This window comes from Marinobacter alkalisoli, assembly GCF_045449795.1.
In the GTDB taxonomy this organism is placed as follows: Bacteria; Pseudomonadota; Gammaproteobacteria; order Pseudomonadales; family Oleiphilaceae; genus Marinobacter.
This window is the reverse complement of the sequence record NZ_JBJJLB010000005.1, coordinates 19319-41691: the sequence shown is the minus strand read 5'-3', so window position 1 is coordinate 41691 and position 22373 is coordinate 19319. Positions and strand designations below refer to the sequence as shown.

Here is a 22373-nt window from a genome sequence, read left to right as displayed (position 1 = left end):
GAGAGAATCATGGGTAAAAATGTAGTTGTGCTGGGCACCCAGTGGGGTGATGAAGGCAAGGGCAAGATTGTTGATCTGCTGACTGACAAGGTCGCAGCCGTGGTTCGTTTCCAGGGTGGCCATAACGCCGGCCACACCCTGGTTATTGAAGGCAAGAAGACCGCGCTGCATCTCATTCCGTCCGGTATTCTCCGTCAGGAAGTACAGTGCCTGATTGGTAATGGCGTTGTGCTGTCACCGGAAGCCCTCCTGAAGGAGGTGCGTGAACTGGAAGCCAATGGTGTGGCGGTGCGTGATCGCCTGCGTATCAGCCTGGCGTGCCCCATAATTCTCAGAACCCACGTCCGTATTGACCAGGCTCGCGAACGCGCCAAGGGCAATGAAAAGATTGGTACTACCGGTCGTGGTATCGGGCCGGCCTATGAAGACAAGGTGTCCCGCCGTGGCGTTCGCCTTGGGGATTTGTGTAATCCGGCAGCGTTTGAGGAAAAGCTGCGGGAGATCATGTCCTACCACAACTTCGTGTTGACCGAGTATTTCAAGGAAGAGGCCGAGGATATCGACGCCGCATTGGCGGAGCTCAGGCTGATGGCTGAAGAAATTCTGCCGATGGCTGCGGACGTCACCGACATCCTGCATGACTACCGCAAACGCGGTGAGAATATCCTGTTCGAAGGCGCTCAGGGCTCGCTGCTGGATATTGACCTGGGTACCTACCCCTATGTCACCTCGTCCAACACCACGGCGGGTGGAACCGCAACCGGTTCCGGTTTCGGTCCGCTGTTCCTGGATTATGTGCTGGGCATTACCAAGGCCTACACCACCCGCGTGGGTTCCGGTCCTTTCCCGACCGAGCTGTTCGATGACATGGGGCATCACCTGGCGGTGAAAGGCAACGAAATCGGTACCACTACCGGGCGTTCCCGTCGTTGTGGTTGGTTTGATGCGGTAGCCCTGCGCCACGCGATCCAGATCAACAGTGTCTCCGGTATCTGTCTGACCAAGCTGGACGTACTGGACGGCATGGACACGGTGAAGGTGTGCGTGGGTTACAAAACCCCCAAGGGTGAGATTTTCCGTCCCCCCATTGGGTGTGACACCTACGATGACATTGAGCCGGTGTACGCTGAACTGCCGGGCTGGCAGGAAAGCACCGTTGGCCTGACCAGTCTGGAGCAGTTGCCGGAAAATGCGAAAGCCTATATCCGCTTCCTGGAAGAACAGATCGAGGCCCCGATCGACATTATCTCAACCGGGCCGGATCGGGTGGAGACAGTGACACTCCGTCATCCGTTTGGCGAATAAGGCCGAAGGCCTGGCGATAAAAAACCCGCTTCCGAGCGGGTTTTTTCATAGACGGAGCCGGGAAATCAGGGCTTGCTGGCGATGACCGTCGCCCGTTTGGGGCCGGGGTAGCCTTCAACGGTTTTAGCCGGGTCGTCCGGGTCGAGGAAATCCGCCAGGGAGTTGAACCGCATCCAGTCGGTCTGGCGCTGTTCCTCAATGGTGGTCTCGGTGACATCCACCACCCGCGCGTCCCTGAATCCGGTGCGGTCAAGCCACCGCAACAGGGTGTCGCAGCTGGGCAGAAACCACACGTTGCGCATCTGGCCGTAGCGATCCTCAGGCATCAGGCTGTAGCCTTCCGGGCCATCCACCACCAGTGTTTCCAGCACCAGCTCACCGCCACGGCGCAGGGTGTCCTTCAGCTCCAGTAAGTGATCTAGAGGGGATCGGCGGTGATAGAGCACGCCCATGGAGAACGTGGTGTCGAACGATTCCAGTTTGCCGGGAAGGTCTTCCATGCGCACCGGAAGCAGGTCCACGGGGGCGTCTGTCACATACTTTTTAACGCTGAGGAACTGGAACAGGAACAGCAGGCCGGGGTCGATTCCGATGACCCGCCCGGCACCTTCCCCCAGCATGCGCCAGCAGTGATAGCCGGAGCCGCAGCCCACGTCGAGAATGCGCCGCCCCGTTAAATCCGACAGGTAAGGGGCAACCCGGTCCCATTTCCAGTCGGAACGCCATTCGGTGTCGATGTAGGTGCCAAAGAAATCAAAGGGTCCCTTGCGCCAGGGCATCAACCCCCTCAAGCCAGATTTCAGTTGCTTCTGCTGTGAATCGCTGAGGGTCGTTTCCGTGCCCAGGGTAATGGCGGACGTGTCCAGCCTGGAACGGGCGTCGGGAACCTCGGGAAGCTGAGCCAATGCCCCCATCCAGCGGGCGATGTCGCCGTGGGGGTTGTCCTCGAACCGGCGCCGGAGTTGTTGGGTCAGCAGGGTGGACCAGCGCTCCTGGCCGTCCGTGTTTAATTCGTCGAGGAGGGCCTGGTAGCAGCCCTGCCAGTCAAAGGTTGCCATGGAAACTCCTCAGGCAGCGGATTTGATGGCCAGCATGGACACGAAGTTGAAGCATTGGTACCAGACCACAATCTGGTCAAAGCCGGCCTGCTCCAATCGCGTGCGGTGATCGGCCAGGCTTTCCGGAATCAATACCTGTTCAATGGCGGAGCGCTTCTGGCTGATTTCCAGGTCGGAATAGCCGTTGGCCCGCTTGAACTCATGGTGCAGGCGGGTCTGGGTGTCCTGTTCTTCGGGTGACTCGAAGCGGATCTTTTCCGACAGGATCAGAACCCCGCCCGGGCGGGTGGCGCTGGCAATGCGCTTTAGCAGGGCTGCCCGCTGATCCGGTGGCACGAACTGCAGCGTGAAATTGAGCGTGGTAACCGAGGCATCGCTGAGTTCTGTCTCAAGAATGTCTTCGCAACGGAGCTGCACCGGCAGGGCGCTGTCATCCAGGGCGACGTAGTGTTCGCAGCGCTCGATCATGGCATCGGAGTTATCGACGCCGATAAGGGTGCAGTCGTCGAAAGGTATGCCGTGTCTCATCGCCAGGGTGGAGGCACCGAGGGAACAGCCCAGATCGTAGCAATTGGAACCGGCCTGGACGTACTGTTCGGTGATCACCTCGATCATCGGAATGATAGTGGTGTAACCGGGAACCGAACGGCGGATCATGTCCGGGAACACCCGGGCCACCGAGGCATCGAAGCGAAAATCCTCCGGGTTACGCTCGGTGGCGAACAGGCGATCGGTTTCCTGCATCGGCACGCGGGGCTTGTCACTCATTGCCGGCGGTGTCCTCTGACGGCTGCTGGGCAGAAGGGCGGCTGCATCTTACCCCCCGGTTCTTGTAGTCCACGACAATGCCACGAAAATCCGGGTCCACGTCTGCGGCGATGGCCAGGTAGCCCTGTTCGCAGGCGGCGTGCAGCTCAGAGGATTTGGGCGACATGCGGAAGTCGTCTCCGGGGGTAACATGAATGGCCTGGAATTCGCCGACCGGTACGTTGTCCTTGTTATTGGAGTGATCAATGCGACCACTCACCTCAAGGATCACCACGGTGGCGATGGCTGTGCCAATAGCCGTAGCGATCAGACTGCGGACCGTGAATCTGGCCTCTTTCTCGCTCATCAGAAATTCTCCGGGTTAATGCGTCTGTCCGGTCGTCAGTACTGACCGGGAATATTGATTGGCGGCGCCTGCAGGGCGGCAAGCTGCTCCCGCATGGCCAATACCTGGTCTGACCAGAACCTGGGCTGGGTAAACCAGGGGAAGAATCTGGGGAACGCCGGGTCATCCCAGCGTTTTGCCAGCCAGGCGCAATGGGCAATCTGCCGGTAGCAGCGCAGGGGCTCGATCAGGTGGCGCTCGCGTCGATTGAAGTCGCGAAACATCTCATAGCCTTCCAGCAGTTCGCCGAACTGCTCGCCCCGTTCGGCATCGTCGCCATTGAGCAGCAGCCAGAGATCCTGGATCGCCGGCCCGGTGCGGCAGTCGTCCAGGTCGACAAACAGCATCTGTTCTTCACGGCACAGGATGTTGCCGGCATGGCAGTCGCCATGGAGTCTCAGGGATTCGACTTCACCGGCGTCATCAATCCTGCGGGCACAGGCATCGTACAGATCGGGAATCAGGCTGTCCCAGGCCGGGCGCAGGTCTGCGGGGATCCAGTCGCCGTCAATCAACAGCTGATTCTTGCTGGTGATGCCGTCGAGGATATTGAACGCGGGGCGGTGCTCGAAAGGCTTGCTGGCACCGATGTTGTGGAGCTGTCCCAGCCACTGGCCGAGCCGGTAGAGGGTGTCCGTGACACTGGTGTCCGGCGCCTGACCGCCGCGCTGGGGAAAGACTGCAAACTGAAACTGCTGCCATTGGCCCAGGGTATCTCCGGAGGGCATAGCCATCGGGGCGACCACCGGGATATCTGCCGCAGTCAGTTCTGCCGTGAAGGTATGCTCCTCACGTATCTGGGCCTCGGACCAGCGGCCGGGGCGATAGAACTTGGCAATGATCGGCGTGCTGTCCTCAACGCCAATCTGGTAAACCCGGTTTTCGTAGCTGTTCAGGGCGAACAGGCGGCCGTTGATCACGAAACCTGCACTTTCCATGGCGTCCAGAATGGTGTCGGGAGTCAGGGCGTCGTAGGGGTGGGTGGAGGTCTCGGTCATAGGATCGGTATCAGCGCCTTGAGTCTTGCCTGGCCTGCATGTTGCTGAGGTGGTACCAATTGTCATCCAGCTCCCAGCGAACACGGTCGATGCCGGAAGCGTTCAGTACAATATCACCAGCCCTGGCCTGGACCTGGGCAAGCTCGCGCTCTGCCCGCTGCCAGTCCCGGTGATTGTCACCCAGATTCTGCATGCTCGGAAAAATGGTGGTCAGCGCCTGGTGGGTGGAGATGTTGTGGGACCGTAAGGAACTCATGATGGCGGTATTGCCTTCGACCCTCAGCACCCGGTGCTGGTAGGGGTAGTCTGCCACCATGGCGTCTGCTTTCAGGCTGTTGTTGAGGCTGATGACCTCGAATCCTCTCCAGCCCAGCCATCCCACAAACAGGGCGGCAACCAGCATGACCGTTAAAAACTGCTTCCTGTCCGACATCTCACACCTGCATCCTGCACTAACGTGACTTCCCAGTATAACGCGTCCGGTGCGGGTTCGTAATGCGAATACCGATGAGTCCGCAGGCTTTTTCGCGGTTATCGGGTTTTGCGGTACTCTCGGGTGCAAAGATCAACGAAAAGGCAGGAAAAAATGGCGCAGCTGGAGACGCTCCAGGCGGATACGGTGGTGATCGGGGCGGGAGTCGTCGGGTTAGCGGCTGCCCGGGCTCTCGCCAGGCAGGGCAGGGAGGTACTGGTACTGGAAGCGGGGGATCATTTTGGCGAGGGGCTCTCCTCCCGGAACAGCGAAGTGATCCACGCGGGTATCTATTATCCGCAGGATTCCCTGAAGGCCTTGCTGTGCGTGCGCGGGCGGGATCAGCTCTATGAATACTGCCGGAAACGTCACATTGGCCACCGCAAAACCGGTAAATGGATTGTGGCAACCCGGGAGTCGCAAATCGAAAAACTGGAGGAGATCCAGGCCCGGGCCAGGCTCAATGGCGTGGCGCTGGCCATGAATGAGGCGGATGCCGTGAACACCCGCTTGCCCGGAGTTTCCGCCTGCGCGGCGCTGTATTCGCCGGAAACCGGCATTATCGATAGTCACGGCCTGATGGTTTCCCTGTTGGCAGACCTGGAGTATGCAGGCGGGCAACTGGTGAGGCGTGCGCCGGTGACCGCTGCCTGCTCCGATGACGCAGGGCATCGTCTGATAATCGGCGGGGCCATGCCGTGTGAGTTGTCGGCCCGGCGCGTCATCAATGCCGCTGGCCTGGGTGCCGTGCCGTTGGCGGGAATCTGGCAGGGGTTGCCGGATTCCGGCCGACCCGAGCAATGGTTCGCGCGCGGCGTCTACTTCAGTTACAACGGCCGTCATCCTTTCAACTCCCTGATTTATCCGGTGCCCGAACCTGGCGGCCTGGGTGTGCATCTGACACTCGACCTTGCCGGGCAGGCCCGTTTTGGACCGGACGTGGAATGGATTACCACTGAGGACTATACCGTCAATCTGGAGCGGGTAAACGCGTTTATCGACGGGATCAGGCAGTGGTGGCCAGAACTGGACGCCGACCGTTTGCAGCCTGCCTATGCTGGCGTTCGTCCCAAGCTGAGCGGGCCAGACGGCGGTTTCGCCGATTTCCGGATTGATGGGCCCGCGGACCACGGTGTGCCGGGACTGGTGAACCTGTTCGGGATCGAGTCACCGGGCCTGACCTCCTGCCTGGCCATTGCCGATTATGTCGCTGCCAGGGTCTAGCCGGGTGTCCGGGCCAGCGCCCAAACCTGCACGTCCGCCGCACCTGCCTCCATCAGTGCCGCCGTCAGCATCCGGGCGGTGGCGCCGGTGGTGACCACGTCATCCACCAAGGCTATCCGCGCCGGTACCGCGCCGCTCACGTCAAACATGCCGCGCAGGTTTTGCAGCCGCGCTTCCCGGCCAAGTTCCCGCTGTGGTCTGGCGTGTCGGAGGCGCCTGATCCGGGTGCTGGACCAAGGTATTTTTAGTGCCAGGGATAACTGCTCCGCAATATCCTCTGCCTGGTTAAAGCCCCTTTGGCGCCTGCGCTTGCGGTGCATCGGGGCGGGTACTATCAGGTCCGGTTTCAGTTCCGGCATGGCCTGAAAGTGTCGGTGCAGGTGCTCTGACAAGCCGGCCACCAGTGGTCTCGCATACTTCCTCTGACCGTTGTACTTGTAGCGCCCAATCATCCCGTCCACCGGGTACTGATACCGCCAGGGCGCGATGGTATGGCTGAAAGGTGGCGGCGTGGACAGGCATTCACCGCAGGTCAGCGTGTCTGCGGGAAAGGCCATGGGCAGGGCGCAGCACCGGCAATGCCAGCGGTTAACCGGTAAGTCATCGCGGCATCCCGGGCATAAGCCGTTGATTGCCTTATGGTCCAGGCAGGCGACACAGCTTCCTGCTGTTTTCTCGCTGTTAACCTTTAGTTCTATCAAGGTTGACAGCAGTCTCAGTCCCTTTATCATTCGTCTATCCGTAAACCAGTAACCCTATAAAGGTTAACAGGGCCCTATTATGACCGCTACTACTCCCCGTCACGACTGGACGCTTCAGGAAGCCCGCGAACTGTTCCAGCTGCCGTTCAATGACTTGCTGTTCCGTGCCCAGAGCGTCCACCGGGAATTCTTCGATCCCAATGAAGTTCAGGTGAGCACGCTGTTGTCGATCAAGACCGGCGCCTGCCCGGAGGATTGTAAGTACTGTCCCCAGAGCGGTCATTACAACACCGGCCTTGAGAAAGAAAAACTGCTGGAAATTGAGAAAGTGATCGCAGAAGCGCAGGCCGCCCGCGAGAAAGGGGCCTCCCGCTTCTGTATGGGCGCTGCGTGGCGCAGTCCCACCAAAAAGGACATGCCCTACGTTCTGGACATGGTGCGTCAGGTGAAGTCCCTGGGGCTGGAAACCTGCATGACCCTGGGTATGCTCCAGGAAGACCAGGCCAAAGAGCTCGCCGATGCGGGGCTGGATTACTACAACCATAACCTCGACACGTCCGAAAAGTATTACAGCCATATCATCACCACCCGTACTTACCAGGATCGTCTCGATACCCTCGACAATGTCCGCAAGGCCGGCATGAAAGTCTGTTGTGGCGGCATCATGGGGATGGGTGAAGACGAGGACGATCGTGTTGGCCTGCTGGTTCAGCTGGCTAACCTGCCCCACCACCCCGAGAGTGTGCCGGTCAATATGCTGGTGAAGGTGAAGGGCACGCCCATGGAGGACGTGGAAGATCTCGATCCGTTTGATTTCGTCCGTATTATTGCCGTGGCCCGCATCATGATGCCGGAATCCCACGTGCGGCTGTCCGCCGGGCGGGAGAACATGAATGAGCAGATGCAGGCGTTGTGTTTCATGGCTGGCGCCAACTCCATTTTCTACGGCGAGAAGCTGCTGACGACGGCCAACCCGGAAGCCGATGCCGACATGGCGCTGTTCCGTCGTCTGGGAATCAACCCTGAGCAACGGGAGCAGTGTGCGACCGAGGAACAGGAAGAAGAGGAGATTGCCGAGGCCGTAGAGTACGAAGCCACTCGCCATATGTTCTACGACGCCACCCGGGAATCCGCGTAAACCGACAGACACCGCTATCAACTCCCAGGAATTGACCAGTGCGAGACTTCGCGGCAGAACTTGAGCAACGCAAACAGGCGGGCCTGTACCGGACCCGCCGGCAGATTTCCGGCCCCCAGCAGCCGTCCCTGACCTCCGATGGTCAGCGCCTGCTGTCGTTCTGCAGCAACGATTACCTGGGCCTGGCCAATCATCCCGCTAATATTGAAGCCCTCAGGGATGCCTTGCCGGAGACCGGCCTGGGTGGCGCGGCGTCTCATCTGATTTGTGGCCATCACGATGCCCACCACCGCCTGGAAGAGCGTCTGGCGGCGTTTACCCAGCGCAGCGCTGCGTTGTTCTTCTCCACCGGTTATATGGCCAATATGGGCGTCATCTCTGCCCTGGCCGGACGGGGAGATACGATTTTCTCCGACCGCCTCAACCATGCGTCCATCATAGACGGCTGTATTCTCAGCCGCGCCAAGGTTCGTCGCTACCCCCACAGCGATATGGCGGCACTCGAGCGGATGCTGGCGGACACGTCGGGCCATAAACTGGTGGTGACCGACGGGGTGTTCAGCATGGATGGTGACTTGGCGCCGCTCAGGGAATTGGCTGCGTTGTGCAAGACCCATGATGCCTTGCTGGTGGTGGATGATGCCCACGGCGTTGGTGTGCAGGGCCCCCAGGGGCGTGGCAGTGTCGCGGAACTGGGCTTGTCCGAGGATGATGTGCCGGTACTGATTGGTACCCTTGGCAAGGCGGTGGGAACCAGTGGCGCCTTTGTCGCCGGGCCCAGGGTGTTGATGGATTACCTGGTGCAGAAAGCGCGAACCTATATCTATACCACGGCCATGCCGCCGGCTATCGCCAAAGCGACCTGTGCCAGCCTGGACCTGATCGAGCGGGATGATGAACGGCGAGCACACCTGCGTGAGTTGATCGAGCGATTCCGTCGTGGGGCCATCGAACTTGGGTATCAGTTGATGCCTTCCGAAACACCGATCCAGCCGATCATGGTGGGTGACAACTGGTCTGCGCTGGCACTGAGCAAAGCGTTGGAAGAGAAAGGTCTGCTGGTGACAGCGATTCGTCCGCCAACAGTCCCTGAAGGCGAGGCAAGACTGCGGGTAACCCTGAGTGCCGCCCACCGGATGGCGGACGTAGACACGTTGCTGCAGGGGCTGGCGGACTGCCGCGCACTGTCGGGCATCGTGGTGGAACAGACGGCATGAACACTGTGGGCAGCGACACGCTGGTTGTTATTGGTGGTTGGGGCGTACGGTGTGAAATGCTGTCTGGCTTATATGACCGCTGGCCCGGCGAGGTGATACCGGTCAGTCTGAATGATGAGCTGATGGCCGGGTGCGACTCGGTCAGTGCGGTTGCAGACGAATTACTGGGCCGCTTTCCAAAGCCCGCGGTGTGGATGGGGTGGTCCCAGGGTTCACAGATTGCCATGGCGGCCGCTGCTCGCAACACCGGTGCCGTGACTTCCCTGGTCACCGTAGGGGGATTCCCCCGATTCACCGAAACAGCGGGGTGGCCTTCTGGCATGCCGCAAGGCGAATTTGAGGCGTTTGCCAGAGGTATCGCCAGGGATCCTGATCGGTACTGGATGCATTTCCTGTTGCTGATGATCAATGGCGATGCCGGGGAAGGTCGGGCCCGGGAGAGGCTGAAATTCTGGTTGAAGCAGGGCCCGCCGGTATCCGGCGAGAATCTCGTCAAAGGGCTGGACTGGCTCAGGAAAGAGGATTTCAGGTCGCTATGGGGTAGCCCCGGCGTGCCGGCGTTGCATCTCATGGGAGAACAGGACGTTGTGGTCAGGCCCTGGCGTGAGCGGTCTGAGCTGTCCGGGCAAAGCTGCGCTGGCGTTATCTCGGGGATGGCTCACTGGCCAACGGGCGAAGCTGCCGATGAATGTCAGCAGGTCATGGCAGAGTTTCTGGCGGGCACGCGGGAGGTGGGTCAATGGACGTCCTGATGCGTTCACCCGGCGAGGCCCAGCGCAACGACCAACCGCGAAAGCAGGACATTGCGCGGGATTTTGGTGGGGCTTCTGAAACCTACGAATCCGCGTCGCGGCTGCAGCGCCACATGGGCGACGTAATGCTGGACCGGCTTGGCCAGTGGCGGGCAGGGGGCGATAACCCAGATATTCTCGACCTTGGCTGTGGTACCGGATGGTTCACGCGCAAACTGCTCAAGGCTTGTCCCGGGGCTCATGTCACCGGGGTCGATCTGTCGCCGGGCATGATCAATCACGCCAGCCTCAACAGTCCGGCCCCCATTGATTGGCTGGTGGCTGATGCCGGGAGTTTGCCGCTTCCCGACAACAGCGTGGATATCGTCTTCAGTAACCTGATGATTCAATGGTGCGATCATCCTCAGCAGGTTCTGGCCGAATGCCGGCGCCTGTTACGCCCTGGCGGCATGCTGGTGTGTTCAACGCTGCTGGATGGCACCCTGGAAGAGCTGGAGCAGGCGTGGGCGCAGGCCGATCCGGGGCGCCGACATGTCAATCGGTTCGAGGCCGCATCCGCCATCAATCGGTACGTGGACGAAGCGTTGCCTGGCGGCGAAGTAACGACAGGCACCGTCACCCTGGACTATCCCTCGCCCCTGGCGCTTACCCGTGAGCTGAAATCCCTGGGAGCGGGATACAAGGGCCAGGACCGGCGTCGCACAGCGACAGCCCCGGGGCGTCTGCGAGCCATGTGTGCGAACTATCCGCGAACCCCCGAAGATACCATTCTGGCGTCTTATCAGGCGTGTTGGATTATCTACTCATCCCCTTTCCCTAACCCTAATTTCTGAACAGGTTGATCATGGCCAGGAAAAGCTTTTTTGTCACAGGCACAGACACCGGCGTGGGCAAGACCATTGCATCGGCTGCCATACTGGAGGCCGCCAGGGCGATGGACAAACGTACCATTGCCATGAAGCCGGTGGCCTCCGGCTGCGAGCAGACACCGGAAGGTCTGCGGAACGAGGATGCGCTGATTCTGCAGGCTTCGATGACGGAATCCTTGCCCTATGATCAGATCAACCCGGTCACCCTGGAACCGGCGATTGCGCCCCATGTGGCGGCGGAGCAGGCCGGTCGGCAGCTGACGGCGCAACGGCTGGTTGGATTTTGCCGGGGCTTGCAGATGCAGCCTGCGGATCTGATGCTGATCGAAGGAGCCGGTGGCTGGCGGGTACCCCTGAACGACAGGGAAACCTACTCGGCGGTGCCGCGGGAGCTGGGCACCGGGGTGATCCTGGTGGTGCCCCTGAGGCTGGGGTGCATAAACCACGCACTGCTGAGTGCGGAAGCCATTCGTCAGGATGGATTGAAGCTGGCTGGCTGGGTCGCAAACCGTCCCGAACAGGAGGCCATGAGTTGTGAGCAGGAAACCCTGAACTACCTGCTTACCCACCTCGGGGCGCCCTGTCTGGGTGTTCTGCCCTGGCATCAGAACCCGAATCCGAAGGAGCTGGCGGAGTTCCTTAAAATCGAAGCCCTGTTTGAAAATTGATCAAATTTGTGGCCTACTGAGTTCAGTCAGGGTCATCAGGTATCGCAGTCATGATCAATAACGCATTGGGTATTGGTATCCAGGGCATCCAGGACGGCATGGCGGGCATGGAGAATGCAGCCCGGAAGATTGCCCGTGGTGGCGCCGATGGTCCCCAGGGTAGTGCAGGGGGCGCCGGCTCTCTGGTCGAGCCCATAGTCGAACTGAATCTTTACGAACGCAGTGTTGAGGCGTCGGCACAGGTTGTCAAAACCGCTGATGAAACACTCGGCACCCTGCTGGATATCAAGGCCTGACAGCAGGCCTCTTTCCACCTTGAATCGTCCACATTGAACCGGTTTTCGAGCCAACCCGATGATGATATCCGGCGCGCTTCCTTCCTTTTCTCCCGCCTTTTCCCCGGCCACGCCTGAGGGGAAATCTGCTGTTTCCGGTGCAAGCGAACCGGGAAGACCTGATGAACCCGGAAGCACCAAGCCGTCCGCCGAACAGGATAAATCTTCTGCGCCCCGCAGGACGGACAGTGCTCCCGGAAGCGCCCAATCGCTGGATGAGGCGCAGCTCAAGGAATTGACCGAGCTGAAGGCGCGGGATCGGGAGGTGCGGGCCCACGAAACTGCGCACAAGGCGGTCGGTGGCCAGTACGCCGGTGCGATTTCCTACGACTACCAGCGTGGGCCCGATGGCGCTCGCTATGCCGTCGGCGGCGAAGTATCCATTGATGTCTCGCCGGTACAGGGCGACCCGGAAGCCACCATTGATAAAATGCGCGTGGTTCGTGCCGCTGCCATGGCGCCTGCGGAGCCTTCCTCCCAGGACCGCGCCGTGGCGGCCGAGGCTACGCAGGTTATGCTGCAGGCCCAGGTCGATCTTTATCGGCAGGCCAGTGACACCTATCAATCGGTGTCGAAAATGAATGATTCTGATACCGAGTCAGGGCGCTCATCCTCTCACTCTGTAATGGCCTGATTGGCCAATCTTTTCTCTTCAGATAGGCGCTGCATCCGCATCGCCCCGGTCTTTCTGGCCACAAATCGCAACACAAATTTCCGGCCGGGCTATTGACAATTCTGTGCCTCTAAACGTATGTTTCAAACAAGTGTTTAATTAAGGCTGTGGTGCGATAGCGTCACAGTGTCTGAGCAAACCCCAAGGCCAAGTACTGCAACCTGCGTTGCAGATGTGACCAAAACCTGAGGTGGATTACATGCCTGAATACAAAGCGCCCCTGCGTGACATCAAATTCGTAATGAACGAGCTGCTGAACAGCGAGCAGCACTACGCCAATCTGGAAGGTGCCGAGGATGCAACTCCGGATATGGTGGACGCCATTATCGGGGAAGGTGCCAAGTTCTGTGAGCAGGTACTGTCTCCGCTGAACCAGGTGGGTGACAAGGAAGGCTGTACCTGGAGCGAAGACGGTGTGAAAACACCGACTGGCTTCAAAGAAGCGTACCAGCAGTACGTTGAAGGTGGCTGGCCGTCCATGACTGCCGATCCCAACTACGGTGGTCAGGGCCTGCCGCACTCCCTGGGCCTGGTCATGAGCGAAATGGTCGGCACTTCCAACTGGTCCTGGGGCATGTACCCGGGGCTGAGCCACGGCGCCACCAACACGATTGAAGCGCACGGCACCGAAGAGCAGAAGCAGACTTACCTTACCAAATTGATCAGCGGTGAGTGGACCGGCACCATGTGCCTGACCGAGCCGCACTGTGGTTCCGACCTGGGCACCCTGCGTTCCAAGGCCGAGCCGAACGCCGATGGCACCTACGCCATCACCGGCACCAAGATCTTCATCTCCGCCGGTGAGCACGACATGGCAGAGAACATTGTTCACATCGTTCTGGCACGCCTGCCGGGCGCTCCGGAAGGCACCAAGGGTATTTCCCTGTTCATCGTGCCCAAGAACCTGCCGAACGAAGACGGTTCTTCCGGTGAGCGTAACGCCGTTTCCTGTGGCTCCATTGAGCACAAGATGGGCATTCACGGCAACGCCACCTGCGTGATGAACTTCGACGGCGCCAAGGGCTGGCTGATCGGGCCGGAGAATAAGGGCCTGAACTGCATGTTCACCTTTATGAATACCGCTCGTATCGGTACCGCCATCCAGGGTCTGGGTGCGGCCGAGCTGGGCTTCCAGGGCTCGCTGACCTACTCCAAGGACCGTCTGGCCATGCGCTCCCTGAGCGGCCCCAAGAATCCGGAAGGCATTGCTGATCCGATCATCGTTCACCCGGACGTCCGTCGCATGCTTCTGACCCAGAAGGCCGTTGCTGAAGGCGCCCGTGCCCTGATCTACCTGACTGCACAGCAGGCGGATATCGTTCACAGCGGCAAGACCGAAGAAGAGCGCAAGGCCGCTGACGAAGCCCTGGGCTTCCTGACGCCGATTGCCAAGGCCTTCCTGACCGAAATCGGTTACGAAGCGGCCAATCTGGGCATGCAGGTGTTCGGTGGTCACGGCTTCATTTCCGAGTGGGGCATGGAACAGAACGTACGTGACGCCCGTATCGGCATGATCTACGAGGGCACCACCGGTATCCAGGCGCTGGATCTGCTGGGTCGTAAGGTTCTGATGACCCAGGGCGAGTCCCTGAAGGGCTTCACCAAGCAGGTACACGTGTTCTGCAAGGAAAACGCCGACAACGAACAGCTCAAGGAATTCCTGGAGCCGCTGGCGGCCCTGAACAAGGAATGGGGCGATCTGACCATGAAGATCGGCATGACCGCGATGAAGAACCGCGAAGAAGTCGGTGCTGCGTCCGTGGACTACCTGATGTACTCCGGTTACGCCGTGTTCGCCTACCTTTGGGCTCGTATGGCCAAGGTGGCACTGGACAAGATGGCCGAAGGAACCAGCGAGGAGCTGTTTTACAACGCCAAGGTGCAGACCGCGCGGTTCTACTTCAAGCGTATGCTGCCCCGTGCCAAGGCCCATGCCGAGAGCATGCTGGCCGGCGCTGACAGCCTGATGGATATGCCGGAAGACGCCTTCGCCATCTAAGGCGCGGGCAGGCAGACCCAGAAAAGCCCGCTCTCCCCGGAGGCGGGCTTTTTTCATGAGTTAGGCTCGCCAATAGGGTAGAATACGCCCTCATAAAAATAACGTTGAGCGGACACATAGCCGAGGTGCGCGACAGCAAACAGCTGGGTGCGTGCCGACAGACTGACTGGATTTTTGGAGAGTTTTTAGATGGCTGATTATCAGGCACCTTTACGTGACATGCGCTTTGTTCTTAACGAAGTTTTCGATGCACCGGCACTTTGGGCGTCACTGCCGAAAGTGGCGGAGAACGTGGACCCGGACACTGCCGATGCCATTCTGGAAGAAGCCGGCAAAATCACCAGTGGCGTGCTGGCCCCGCTGAACCGTGAGGGTGATGAGCAGGGCAGCAAGTGGAACGAAGGTGAAGTGACTGCGCCAGAGGGCTTCAAGGAAGCTTACCAGACCATCGTGGAAGGTGGCTGGAATGGCCTGGGCGGTAACCCGGAATTTGGCGGCATGGGCATGCCCAAGACCCTGGTGGCCCAGTTCGAGGAAATGATGCAGGGCGCCAACATGGCGTTCGGCCTGGCGCCGATGCTGACAGCCGGCGCTTGCCTGGCCCTGGACGCCCACGGTAGCCAGGAACTGAAAGAAAAGTACCTGCCCAACATGTATTCCGGCGTCTGGTCCGGCGCCATGGATCTGACCGAGCCCCACGCCGGTACCGATCTGGGCATTATCCGCACCAAGGCCGAGCCGAACGACGATGGCTCCTTTAACGTCACAGGTACCAAGATCTTTATCACCTGGGGCGAGCATGACATGGCGGAAAACATCATCCACCTGGTGCTGGCCAAGTTGCCGGACGCGCCGAAAGGGCCGAAGGGCATTTCCCTGTTCCTGGTGCCGAAGTTCATGGTGAACGAAGACGGTTCGCTGGGTGAGCGCAACAGCTTCAGCTGTGGCTCCATCGAGAAGAAGATGGGCATCAAGGGCTCCGCCACCTGCGTGATGAACTTCGACGGCGCCAAAGGCTGGCTCGTGGGCGAGGAAAACAAGGGCCTGGCGGCCATGTTCACCATGATGAACTACGAGCGCCTGGGTGTTGGTATCCAGGGCATTGGCGCGGCGGAAGCTTCCCTGCAAAGTGCCCGTGAGTATGCTCTTGAGCGCACCCAGAGCCGTGCCCCGACTGGCGCCGAGCAGCCGGAGAAGACCGCAGACCCGATTCTGGTGCACCCGGACGTCCGTCGCATGCTGCTGACCATGAAAGGCTATGTGGAAGGCGGTCGCACCTTCTCCACCTACGTTGCCCAGTGGCTGGATATTTCCAAGTACGCCGAGGATGATGAGCGCCGCAAGCACGCCGAAGGCATGGTGGCGTTGCTGACTCCGGTAGCCAAGGCCTTCCTGACCGACCGCGGCCTCGACGCCTGCATCATGGGTCAGCAGGTCTTCGGTGGTCACGGCTTCATCCGTGAATGGGGCCAGGAGCAGTTGGTTCGTGACTGCCGCATTACCCAGATCTACGAGGGTACCAACGGTATCCAGGCGCTGGACCTGATGGGCCGTAAGGTGGTTGGTAGTCAGGGTAAGCTGTACGAGCTGTTTGCCAATGACGTGGCGTCCTTTATCGAGGAAAACAGCGGTGATGAGCACCTGCGTCCTTACCTGGAGCCACTGGCTGCCGCGTTCGAGCGTCTGTCCGATGTCACAGAACACGTGATCAACCAGGCGGGGGATAACCCCAATGCCATCGGCGCTGCGTCCGTGGACTACCTGGACCTGTTTGGTCTGACGGCCCTGGGCTATATGTGGGCGAAGATCGTCAAGGCCGCTGCTCCGAAAGCGGAAGGTGACACCTCCGGTTTCTACACCGGCAAGCTGAAGACAGCGCGGTTCTACTTTGACCGTCTACTGCCGAAGACGGTATCGCTGGCGGAAGGTATCCGCAGTGGTAGTGACTCGATGATGGCGCTGACTGCCGAGGAGTTCTGATCGTTACGGTCAAATGACACGTAGTCGGAAAAAGGCAGGTCCTGGGAGGGACCTGCCTTTTTTTGTGACTGGCAGCACATACTCGCTATCTTCTTGAAAAAGTACGCTCGGAACAGCCTGATATTGCTACACTAATCCACGAGATTGGTTTTATACAACAGCAGTACACAGGGATGAAAATGCAGTCAGCTCAGCCATCAGGGAAGGTGGATACCGGCCTTGCCGTGCTTGTAATGTTAGCGCGGTACCATCAAGTAGCCGCAGATTCCAACCAGCTTCGCCATCACTTTGGAACACACGAACGACCTTTTCAAAGGTCGGAGATTCTCAGGGCTGCCCGCCATCTCAAGCTTAAAAGCCGAGCGCTGACCGCAGGCTGGGACAAGCTCGCCTCCATCAGTCTTCCCGCCATTGCCGAAACGACGGACGGCCATTTCGTCGTACTCGCAAAAGCGTCCGATGAAGAAGTCCTGATCCAGGATCCACTGGCCAACGCACCGGAAACGCTGACCAGGGAAGAATTCCTGGAGCGATGGAGCGGTGGGCTCATCCTTGTTTCCAAGCGGAGCCTCCTGCCGGGAGGAGGCGAGAAGTTCGATATCAGCTGGTTCATTCCGGCAATCCTCAAGTACAAGCACCTTCTCCGTGATGTCATCATCGCCTCCTTCTTCATTCAGCTCTTTGCGTTAATCACGCCGCTGTTCTTCCAGGTGATGATTGACAAGGTGCTGGTTCACAAGGGGCTGACCACGCTGGATGTCCTGGCCTTCGGCTTGATTGTCATCTCGATATTTGATGTTCTGCTAAACGGCCTACGGAATTACGTTTTTACCCACACCACCAACCGTGTCGATGTCACCCTTGGTTCAAAACTGTTCCACCACCTGACTCACCTCCCAATCTCATACTTCATGAGCCGGCAGGTTGGCAATACCGTGGCCAGGGTCCGGGAACTGGATACGATCCGGAACTTCATTACCAGTTCGGCGCTGACCCTGGTGATCGATCTGTTCTTCACGATTGTTTTCTTCGCTGTTATGTATTTCTACAGCCCCACGTTGACCTGGGTTGTGCTTGGCTCGATACCTTTTTACATCGTTCTTTCGGTCGTTATCACGCCCATTCTCCGTCGGCGACTGGATGAGCAATTCAAACGTGGCGCCGAAAACCAGGCATTCCTCACCGAGTCCATGTACGGCATTGAGACGGTCAAGGCGATGGCTGTTGAGCCGCAGATGCAGCGCCGTTGGGAAGAAAACCTGGCGGCTTATGTGGCGGCGTCGTTCAAGGCAACCAACCTGGGAAACATTGCAAACCAGGCTGCCCAGTTCATCAACAAGATTGTGACCGTGCTGATCCTCTGGATCGGGGCCTCTCTGGTAATGGCCAATGAAATGAGCATTGGCCAACTGATAGCGTTCAACATGATTGCGGGCCGGGTCAGTGGCCCGATCCTTAAGCTGGTACAGCTCTGGCAGGACTTCCAGCAGGCAGGTATATCGATCAAGCGGCTGGGTGACATCCTCAACACCCCTGCCGAACCCGGCCATAACCCGAACCGGACAACCCTGCCACGTATCGAAGGCAATGTCCGTTTCGACAACATCAACTTCCGTTACAACCCCAGTGCCCCTTTCGTCCTTCAGCAACTCTCTTTAGATGTAAAAGCTGGCGAGATTGTTGGAGTAGTGGGCCGTTCGGGGTCTGGCAAGAGCACCCTTACAAAACTGATCCAAAGACTGTACCTGCCGGAATCGGGACGGGTTCTGATTGATGGCATTGACCTGGCCCAGATGGAGCCTGCGTGGCTGCGAAGACAGGTCGGCGTAGTGCTTCAAGAAAACCGACTGTTCAATGGATCGGTCAAAGACAACATTGCGTTTGTGGACCCAAGCCTCCCAATCGAGGCGGTCATGAACGCCGCAAAGCTCTCGGGTGCTCATGAGTTCATTGTCGAGTTGCCGGAAGGTTATGACACGCAGGTGGGAGAGCAGGGCGCCAGCCTGTCTGGCGGCCAACGCCAGCGCATCGCCATCGCCCGGGCACTGATCACCAATCCCCGGATCCTGATATTTGATGAAGCAACCAGTGCCCTCGACTATGAATCAGAGCGTGTGATTCAGGAGAACATGCGGGCCATGTGTGAGGGGCGCACGGTCTTCATCATTGCCCATCGCCTCACCACCGTTCGGCACGCCGACCGCATTGTTGTAGTGGAGAGCGGCAATATTGTCGAGAACGGGAGCCATGACGAGTTGCTCAGGCAAAAAGGCTATTACTCAAGGCTCCACGACTACCAGAGCACATCCATTCCCATAAAGGCGCCACCGAGAGAGGAAGCAAAAGAGGAGGGCGTAGAGGTCGCACCCGCGTCTTCGAGAAAAGCCGGGGGCACGGTGGGCTTTGCCTACGGACCACAGAAAGTCCAGTCGGTGAGGCTGACATGAAAGGCAACGAAAGCCCGAAGCCAAAGAAGAAAAACGTTCTCTCGGAGAACGACATTTACGAGTTCATGCCAGCGGCAATCGAAATCGAAAAGACGCCGGCATCGCCGATCGGGCGCACTATTCTCTACGCCATTGTGTTGCTGTTCGCTATCGCGGTCTTGTGGGCCACGTTCGGCAAAATCGACATCGTCGCTGTTGCACAGGGAAAAGTGGTTCCCAGTGAGCGGGTAAAAATCATACAGCCCCTGGAGACGGCGGTTATCGAGCTGATTCATGTTGAGGAAGGGCAGGCGGTAAAAGCGGGAGACCCACTGATTACCCTGAACACCAACATAACAGAGGCTGATGTCCGGCGGTTCCGGCAGGAGTGGCAGGGCACTGCCCTGAAACGCATAAGGCTGACAGCGCTGGCGGACTGGTTCGTAAACTCTGACAACAACGCTCTAAAGCTGGAATCGGATAACCCGGCCTTGACTCCCTACCTGGACGGTCATCGTGTGCTTCTGACTCAGGAAGTCAACGAGCTGCAGGCAAACCTGCGGAACATCCAGCAGGAGTCTGAGCGGTTAATGGCCGAGCAGCAGATGGTGCATGCTGAAGCGAGAAAAAACCGTCGGCTGCTGGAAGTGCTGAACGAGCGAGTCGCTGCCTATGACCAGCTCCAGCAGCGCGGGACGGGGTCACGCATGGATTATCTGGAGGTGAAGCAGGAGCAGATTGAAGTCGAGCAAAACGTATCGGTCCAGCTTGCACGCATCGAGCAGCTCAAGGCCAGCATCCAGGCCAACGAGTCAAAACGTGAAATGATGATATCGGAACGCTACAAGCTCACTCTCCAGGAGCTGCAGGAGCTTACGACCCAGGAGTCCACGTTGCGGGAAGAGCTGCTGAAGGCTGAACAACGGAACAGCAATTATCTGCTTAAGGCGCCTATTGACGGAACCGTTCAGGAACTGGCGGTCACGACCATCGGAGGGGTGGTTACGCCTGCCCAGGAAATCATGAAGATCGTACCGGAAAACAGTGCGGTTGAGGTAGAAGCCCGGTTTCTGAACAAGGACATCGGGTTTATCCACCCCGGCCAGTTGGCTGAAATAAAGGTCGATACGTTCAATTTCACCAAGTACGGCGTGGTGGATGCCGAGCTCTCCGATATTTCCAGTGATGCGATTCAGGATGAACAGCTGGGCCTGGTCTATAAGGCGCGGTTGATCCCCTCGGAATCTGCATTGCAGGTGGGTGGAAAGCTGGTGAATCTCGCGCCTGGGATGACAGTGACAGCGGAAGTTAAAACGGGACAGCGGCGGGTTATTGAGTTTTTTTTGTCGCCTTTGCTTCGGTATAAGCAGGAGAGTTTGGGGGAGAGGTGACGTTCTCAGCAACTCACATACTCAATCCAATTATTCACTAAACCTAAAGGTAGGAAAGATTTTTGCCATTCCCAATCATGTGGATTGTTCAGTAAGACGAATGGCGTGAGGATGATTTTAAAGGCGAAAGGCACCCTTTCTCGACAGTTAACTGTTGGTGCGTTATAGGAGTTTTGGTTGTTTGGGCTAATGCCATACTGGCTGTCTTTCGTAATTTCGGTATTCTGCCAATTTAATGTCTTCTTTAAAATGCGTTAAGGGGCAACTAATGAACGTGATTTCAAGACTTGTATTATGGGGAGCTTTGTCCGTTTCTCCTTTATTTTGTTCAGCATTAGAGAGGTCTGTTGAAAGCAACAGTGCCGAGGATTCGAATTTCTCGTATTTTTACTCTGACAGAGAAATTGCTATTGTCGAATTGGGTGGTAGCGCTAGTATTTGTCAATGGGTGTATGAACGACTCGATAAGCCAAACGGATTCTTTGACGAAAAGTATAACTGGCTCAATGTTGATTATGATCTTCTCAAGTTCCCTGGCGAATATTATGGAAAAATCAAATATTTAAAAGTAGATATTGATGGGGATATGCAACCGGAAACGGTTGTTAAGTTAAATTCCTATGTAGGGGGAGAGCTAAATTGGACAGATCTTCTAGTCATGGAAGACTCATATGAGTTTAATTACCCAGTTTCCGTGGAATCCATCTATAAAAATACAAGATTTTCACTTAATCGGTCTGGAAAAGATGGGTTTTTGGACAAAGTTCGAAATTGGGAAAGGGAAGGAGTTGATGTCGTTTCTTATCCTGATCGGCTATATGGGTATTTGGTTTATCCTATTAGTAGTAATGCCGCTCATTTATTTGAATACAATGAACAAGTTTATATTTTCGTGCGTGGTCGCGCCGAGGACGAGAATAGGAGAATTGGCTTAGTGCTTCGTGTTGTCAGATCTGGTTCCGGAGAATACAACAATAGAGATATCTGTTTTTTTCGTAAATAAATCGTGAGATAAGGAGGTCGTTATGGCGTTAAATAATACAAATTCGAATTGGGTTCATGGAAGCTACGAAAGTGACAGGAATGAGGAAATTAAGAGAGCAGAGAATGACCATCTTAGAGTTTACCGCCAGTCATTGGATATCCATCCTGTGGACGGCAATTTGACTATTGGCTATGGCTGGGATCTTACTCAGCATAGCGCAGCGAAGACAGCTGCAGTGTTATAGACGTCTCAATTACTGTCCCTATTTTAAACTTTTATCATTGATGATGGGTTCATGAAGAAACCAAAATAAACTAAAATTTAATGAGCGAGGGGTGCTGGGGTTGAAAAGATATTGTCTTTTTATTCATAAGATTATGTGCGGTTTTTCTTTGATCCTCCTAATAAGTTCACAGTCATGGGCTGGCGATTATATAAGGATCTTGGAATCAAAAGCTTCAGTGTGTGATTACGCTTCAATGGCAATAAATGAAAATGTAGAAAACCAAATTAAGTCCGGTGTATTGAAGAAATATGTTGATATAAGTATACCGTCTGGTCGAGGTTTTGAAAAAGTAAACTGGAATTCCGGAATATATGATTTGATAAGTCAGGATGGACGCACCACTAAAGTTGAGTTGGATACTGTCAGTTTTGATGTCAATAACGACGGAGTAGAGGAGTTCCTGGTTAGACTGCGAAGCACAACTAGATGGGGCGATCGTGACAATATCTATTTTTTCGAAAAAGTTTCTGATCATCATTTTAATGGTCACGTATTTTCATCCGATTTAATTAATGAAGCAGCGAGTATAGATTGGTCAGAAACAAGCTTCATGGTCGAGAATTATGGATCTGTGGCGGCATCAAAAATCGAACCGACGTCATTTCGTGGTACCAATTATTTAAGTCTTAATGCGGACGGCTTGCGAATTTTCTTGGTGAAAGTGCCTCCCTTCCTTGTTCTTAGTAACCAGAAAGAAATTTTAAATAATGTTGATTTATTATGTCATTTAGAATTTAAATAGG

At 57.1% G+C, this 22373-nt stretch carries 21 protein-coding genes; 15 read left to right on the top strand and 6 right to left on the bottom strand.

The window, feature by feature from the left end; translation table 11 throughout:
* Positions 1-9 precede the first annotated feature (9 nt).
* Entirely contained in the window at positions 10-1305 is a 1296-nt protein-coding gene (locus ACJO3M_RS01720) for an adenylosuccinate synthase (protein WP_406999148.1), read from the top strand.
* A 65-nt stretch (positions 1306-1370) separates the two neighbouring features.
* Here ACJO3M_RS01720 and cmoB read toward each other — a convergent pair whose 3' ends face one another.
* From cmoB to ACJO3M_RS01695, 5 genes are read right to left on the bottom strand one after another with little or no spacing between them, the layout of a single operon-like run.
* On the bottom strand, positions 1371-2363 hold the full coding sequence (cmoB, locus tag ACJO3M_RS01715) for a tRNA 5-methoxyuridine(34)/uridine 5-oxyacetic acid(34) synthase CmoB (protein WP_406999146.1): 993 nt from the start codon (positions 2361-2363) through the stop codon (positions 1371-1373).
* Positions 2364-2372: 9 nt separating this feature from the next.
* Positions 2373-3131 (bottom strand): carboxy-S-adenosyl-L-methionine synthase CmoA, encoded by a 759-nt coding sequence (gene cmoA, locus ACJO3M_RS01710; protein ID WP_406999144.1) that lies wholly within the window; start codon positions 3129-3131, stop codon positions 2373-2375.
* Positions 3124-3477, bottom strand: a complete 354-nt coding sequence (locus tag ACJO3M_RS01705) for a PA3694 family proteiin (RefSeq protein WP_406999142.1) — start codon at positions 3475-3477, stop codon at positions 3124-3126. Before ACJO3M_RS01705 ends, cmoA begins: the two co-directional genes overlap by 8 nt.
* A 35-nt stretch (positions 3478-3512) precedes the next feature.
* The gene (locus tag ACJO3M_RS01700) at positions 3513-4514 is read right to left on the bottom strand and encodes a serine/threonine protein kinase (protein ID WP_406999140.1); all 1002 of its coding nucleotides are present in this window, start codon (positions 4512-4514) and stop codon (positions 3513-3515) included.
* Positions 4515-4524: 10 nt separating this feature from the next.
* Entirely contained in the window at positions 4525-4947 is a 423-nt protein-coding gene (locus tag ACJO3M_RS01695) for a hypothetical protein (RefSeq protein ID WP_406999138.1), read from the bottom strand.
* Positions 4948-5100: 153 nt separating this feature from the next.
* Here ACJO3M_RS01695 and ACJO3M_RS01690 point away from each other — a divergent pair, with 153 nt between their 5' ends.
* Positions 5101-6210, top strand: coding sequence for an NAD(P)/FAD-dependent oxidoreductase (locus ACJO3M_RS01690; protein WP_406999136.1), 1110 nt, complete (start codon positions 5101-5103; stop codon positions 6208-6210).
* On the opposite strand, the gene ACJO3M_RS01685 is transcribed toward ACJO3M_RS01690, so the two are convergent.
* Positions 6207-6767 carry a ComF family protein gene (locus ACJO3M_RS01685; RefSeq protein WP_406999134.1) on the bottom strand — a complete coding sequence of 187 codons (561 nt, stop codon included), beginning with the start codon at positions 6765-6767 and terminating at the stop codon, positions 6207-6209. The genes ACJO3M_RS01690 and ACJO3M_RS01685 overlap by 4 nt on opposite strands.
* A 223-nt stretch (positions 6768-6990) precedes the next feature.
* Between ACJO3M_RS01685 and bioB the strand changes: the two genes are divergently transcribed.
* From bioB to ACJO3M_RS01620, 13 genes are all read left to right on the top strand, one after another.
* Positions 6991-8049 carry a biotin synthase BioB gene (gene bioB, locus ACJO3M_RS01680; RefSeq protein ID WP_406988867.1) on the top strand — a complete coding sequence of 353 codons (1059 nt, stop codon included), beginning with the start codon at positions 6991-6993 and terminating at the stop codon, positions 8047-8049.
* Between the two features lie 38 nt (positions 8050-8087).
* On the top strand, positions 8088-9266 hold the full coding sequence (gene bioF, locus ACJO3M_RS01675) for an 8-amino-7-oxononanoate synthase (RefSeq protein WP_406999132.1): 1179 nt from the start codon (positions 8088-8090) through the stop codon (positions 9264-9266).
* On the top strand, positions 9263-10018 hold the full coding sequence (locus tag ACJO3M_RS01670) for an alpha/beta fold hydrolase (RefSeq protein ID WP_406999130.1): 756 nt from the start codon (positions 9263-9265) through the stop codon (positions 10016-10018). The genes bioF and ACJO3M_RS01670 overlap by 4 nt, the downstream gene beginning before the upstream one ends.
* Positions 10006-10851, top strand: coding sequence for a malonyl-ACP O-methyltransferase BioC (gene bioC / locus ACJO3M_RS01665; protein WP_406999128.1), 846 nt, complete (start codon positions 10006-10008; stop codon positions 10849-10851). The genes ACJO3M_RS01670 and bioC overlap by 13 nt, the downstream gene beginning before the upstream one ends.
* Positions 10852-10862: 11 nt before the next feature.
* Positions 10863-11555 (top strand): dethiobiotin synthase, encoded by a 693-nt coding sequence (gene bioD, locus ACJO3M_RS01660; RefSeq protein WP_406999126.1) that lies wholly within the window; start codon positions 10863-10865, stop codon positions 11553-11555.
* Between the two features lie 50 nt (positions 11556-11605).
* A complete protein-coding gene (locus tag ACJO3M_RS01655; protein WP_406999124.1) occupies positions 11606-11851 on the top strand; it encodes a flagellar basal body rod C-terminal domain-containing protein in 246 nt (81 codons plus the stop codon).
* Between the two features lie 274 nt (positions 11852-12125).
* Positions 12126-12524, top strand: coding sequence for a putative metalloprotease CJM1_0395 family protein (locus ACJO3M_RS01650; protein WP_406999122.1), 399 nt, complete (start codon positions 12126-12128; stop codon positions 12522-12524).
* A 238-nt stretch (positions 12525-12762) separates the two neighbouring features.
* Positions 12763-14562: an acyl-CoA dehydrogenase C-terminal domain-containing protein gene (locus tag ACJO3M_RS01645; protein ID WP_406999120.1), complete on the top strand. Its 1800-nt coding sequence runs from the start codon at positions 12763-12765 to the stop codon at positions 14560-14562.
* A 189-nt stretch (positions 14563-14751) separates the two neighbouring features.
* Entirely contained in the window at positions 14752-16542 is a 1791-nt protein-coding gene (locus ACJO3M_RS01640; protein ID WP_406999119.1) for an acyl-CoA dehydrogenase C-terminal domain-containing protein, read from the top strand.
* Positions 16543-16715: 173 nt separating this feature from the next.
* Entirely contained in the window at positions 16716-18989 is a 2274-nt protein-coding gene (locus ACJO3M_RS01635) for a type I secretion system permease/ATPase (protein WP_406999117.1), read from the top strand.
* Positions 18986-20359, top strand: coding sequence for an HlyD family type I secretion periplasmic adaptor subunit (locus tag ACJO3M_RS01630; protein ID WP_406999115.1), 1374 nt, complete (start codon positions 18986-18988; stop codon positions 20357-20359). Before ACJO3M_RS01635 ends, ACJO3M_RS01630 begins: the two co-directional genes overlap by 4 nt.
* 268 nt (positions 20360-20627) lie before the next feature.
* Positions 20628-21362: a hypothetical protein gene (locus ACJO3M_RS01625; protein WP_406999113.1), complete on the top strand. Its 735-nt coding sequence runs from the start codon at positions 20628-20630 to the stop codon at positions 21360-21362.
* 425 nt (positions 21363-21787) lie between these two features.
* Positions 21788-22372 carry a hypothetical protein gene (locus ACJO3M_RS01620; RefSeq protein ID WP_406999112.1) on the top strand — a complete coding sequence of 195 codons (585 nt, stop codon included), beginning with the start codon at positions 21788-21790 and terminating at the stop codon, positions 22370-22372.
* The last annotated feature ends 1 nt before the right edge of the window (position 22373 follow it).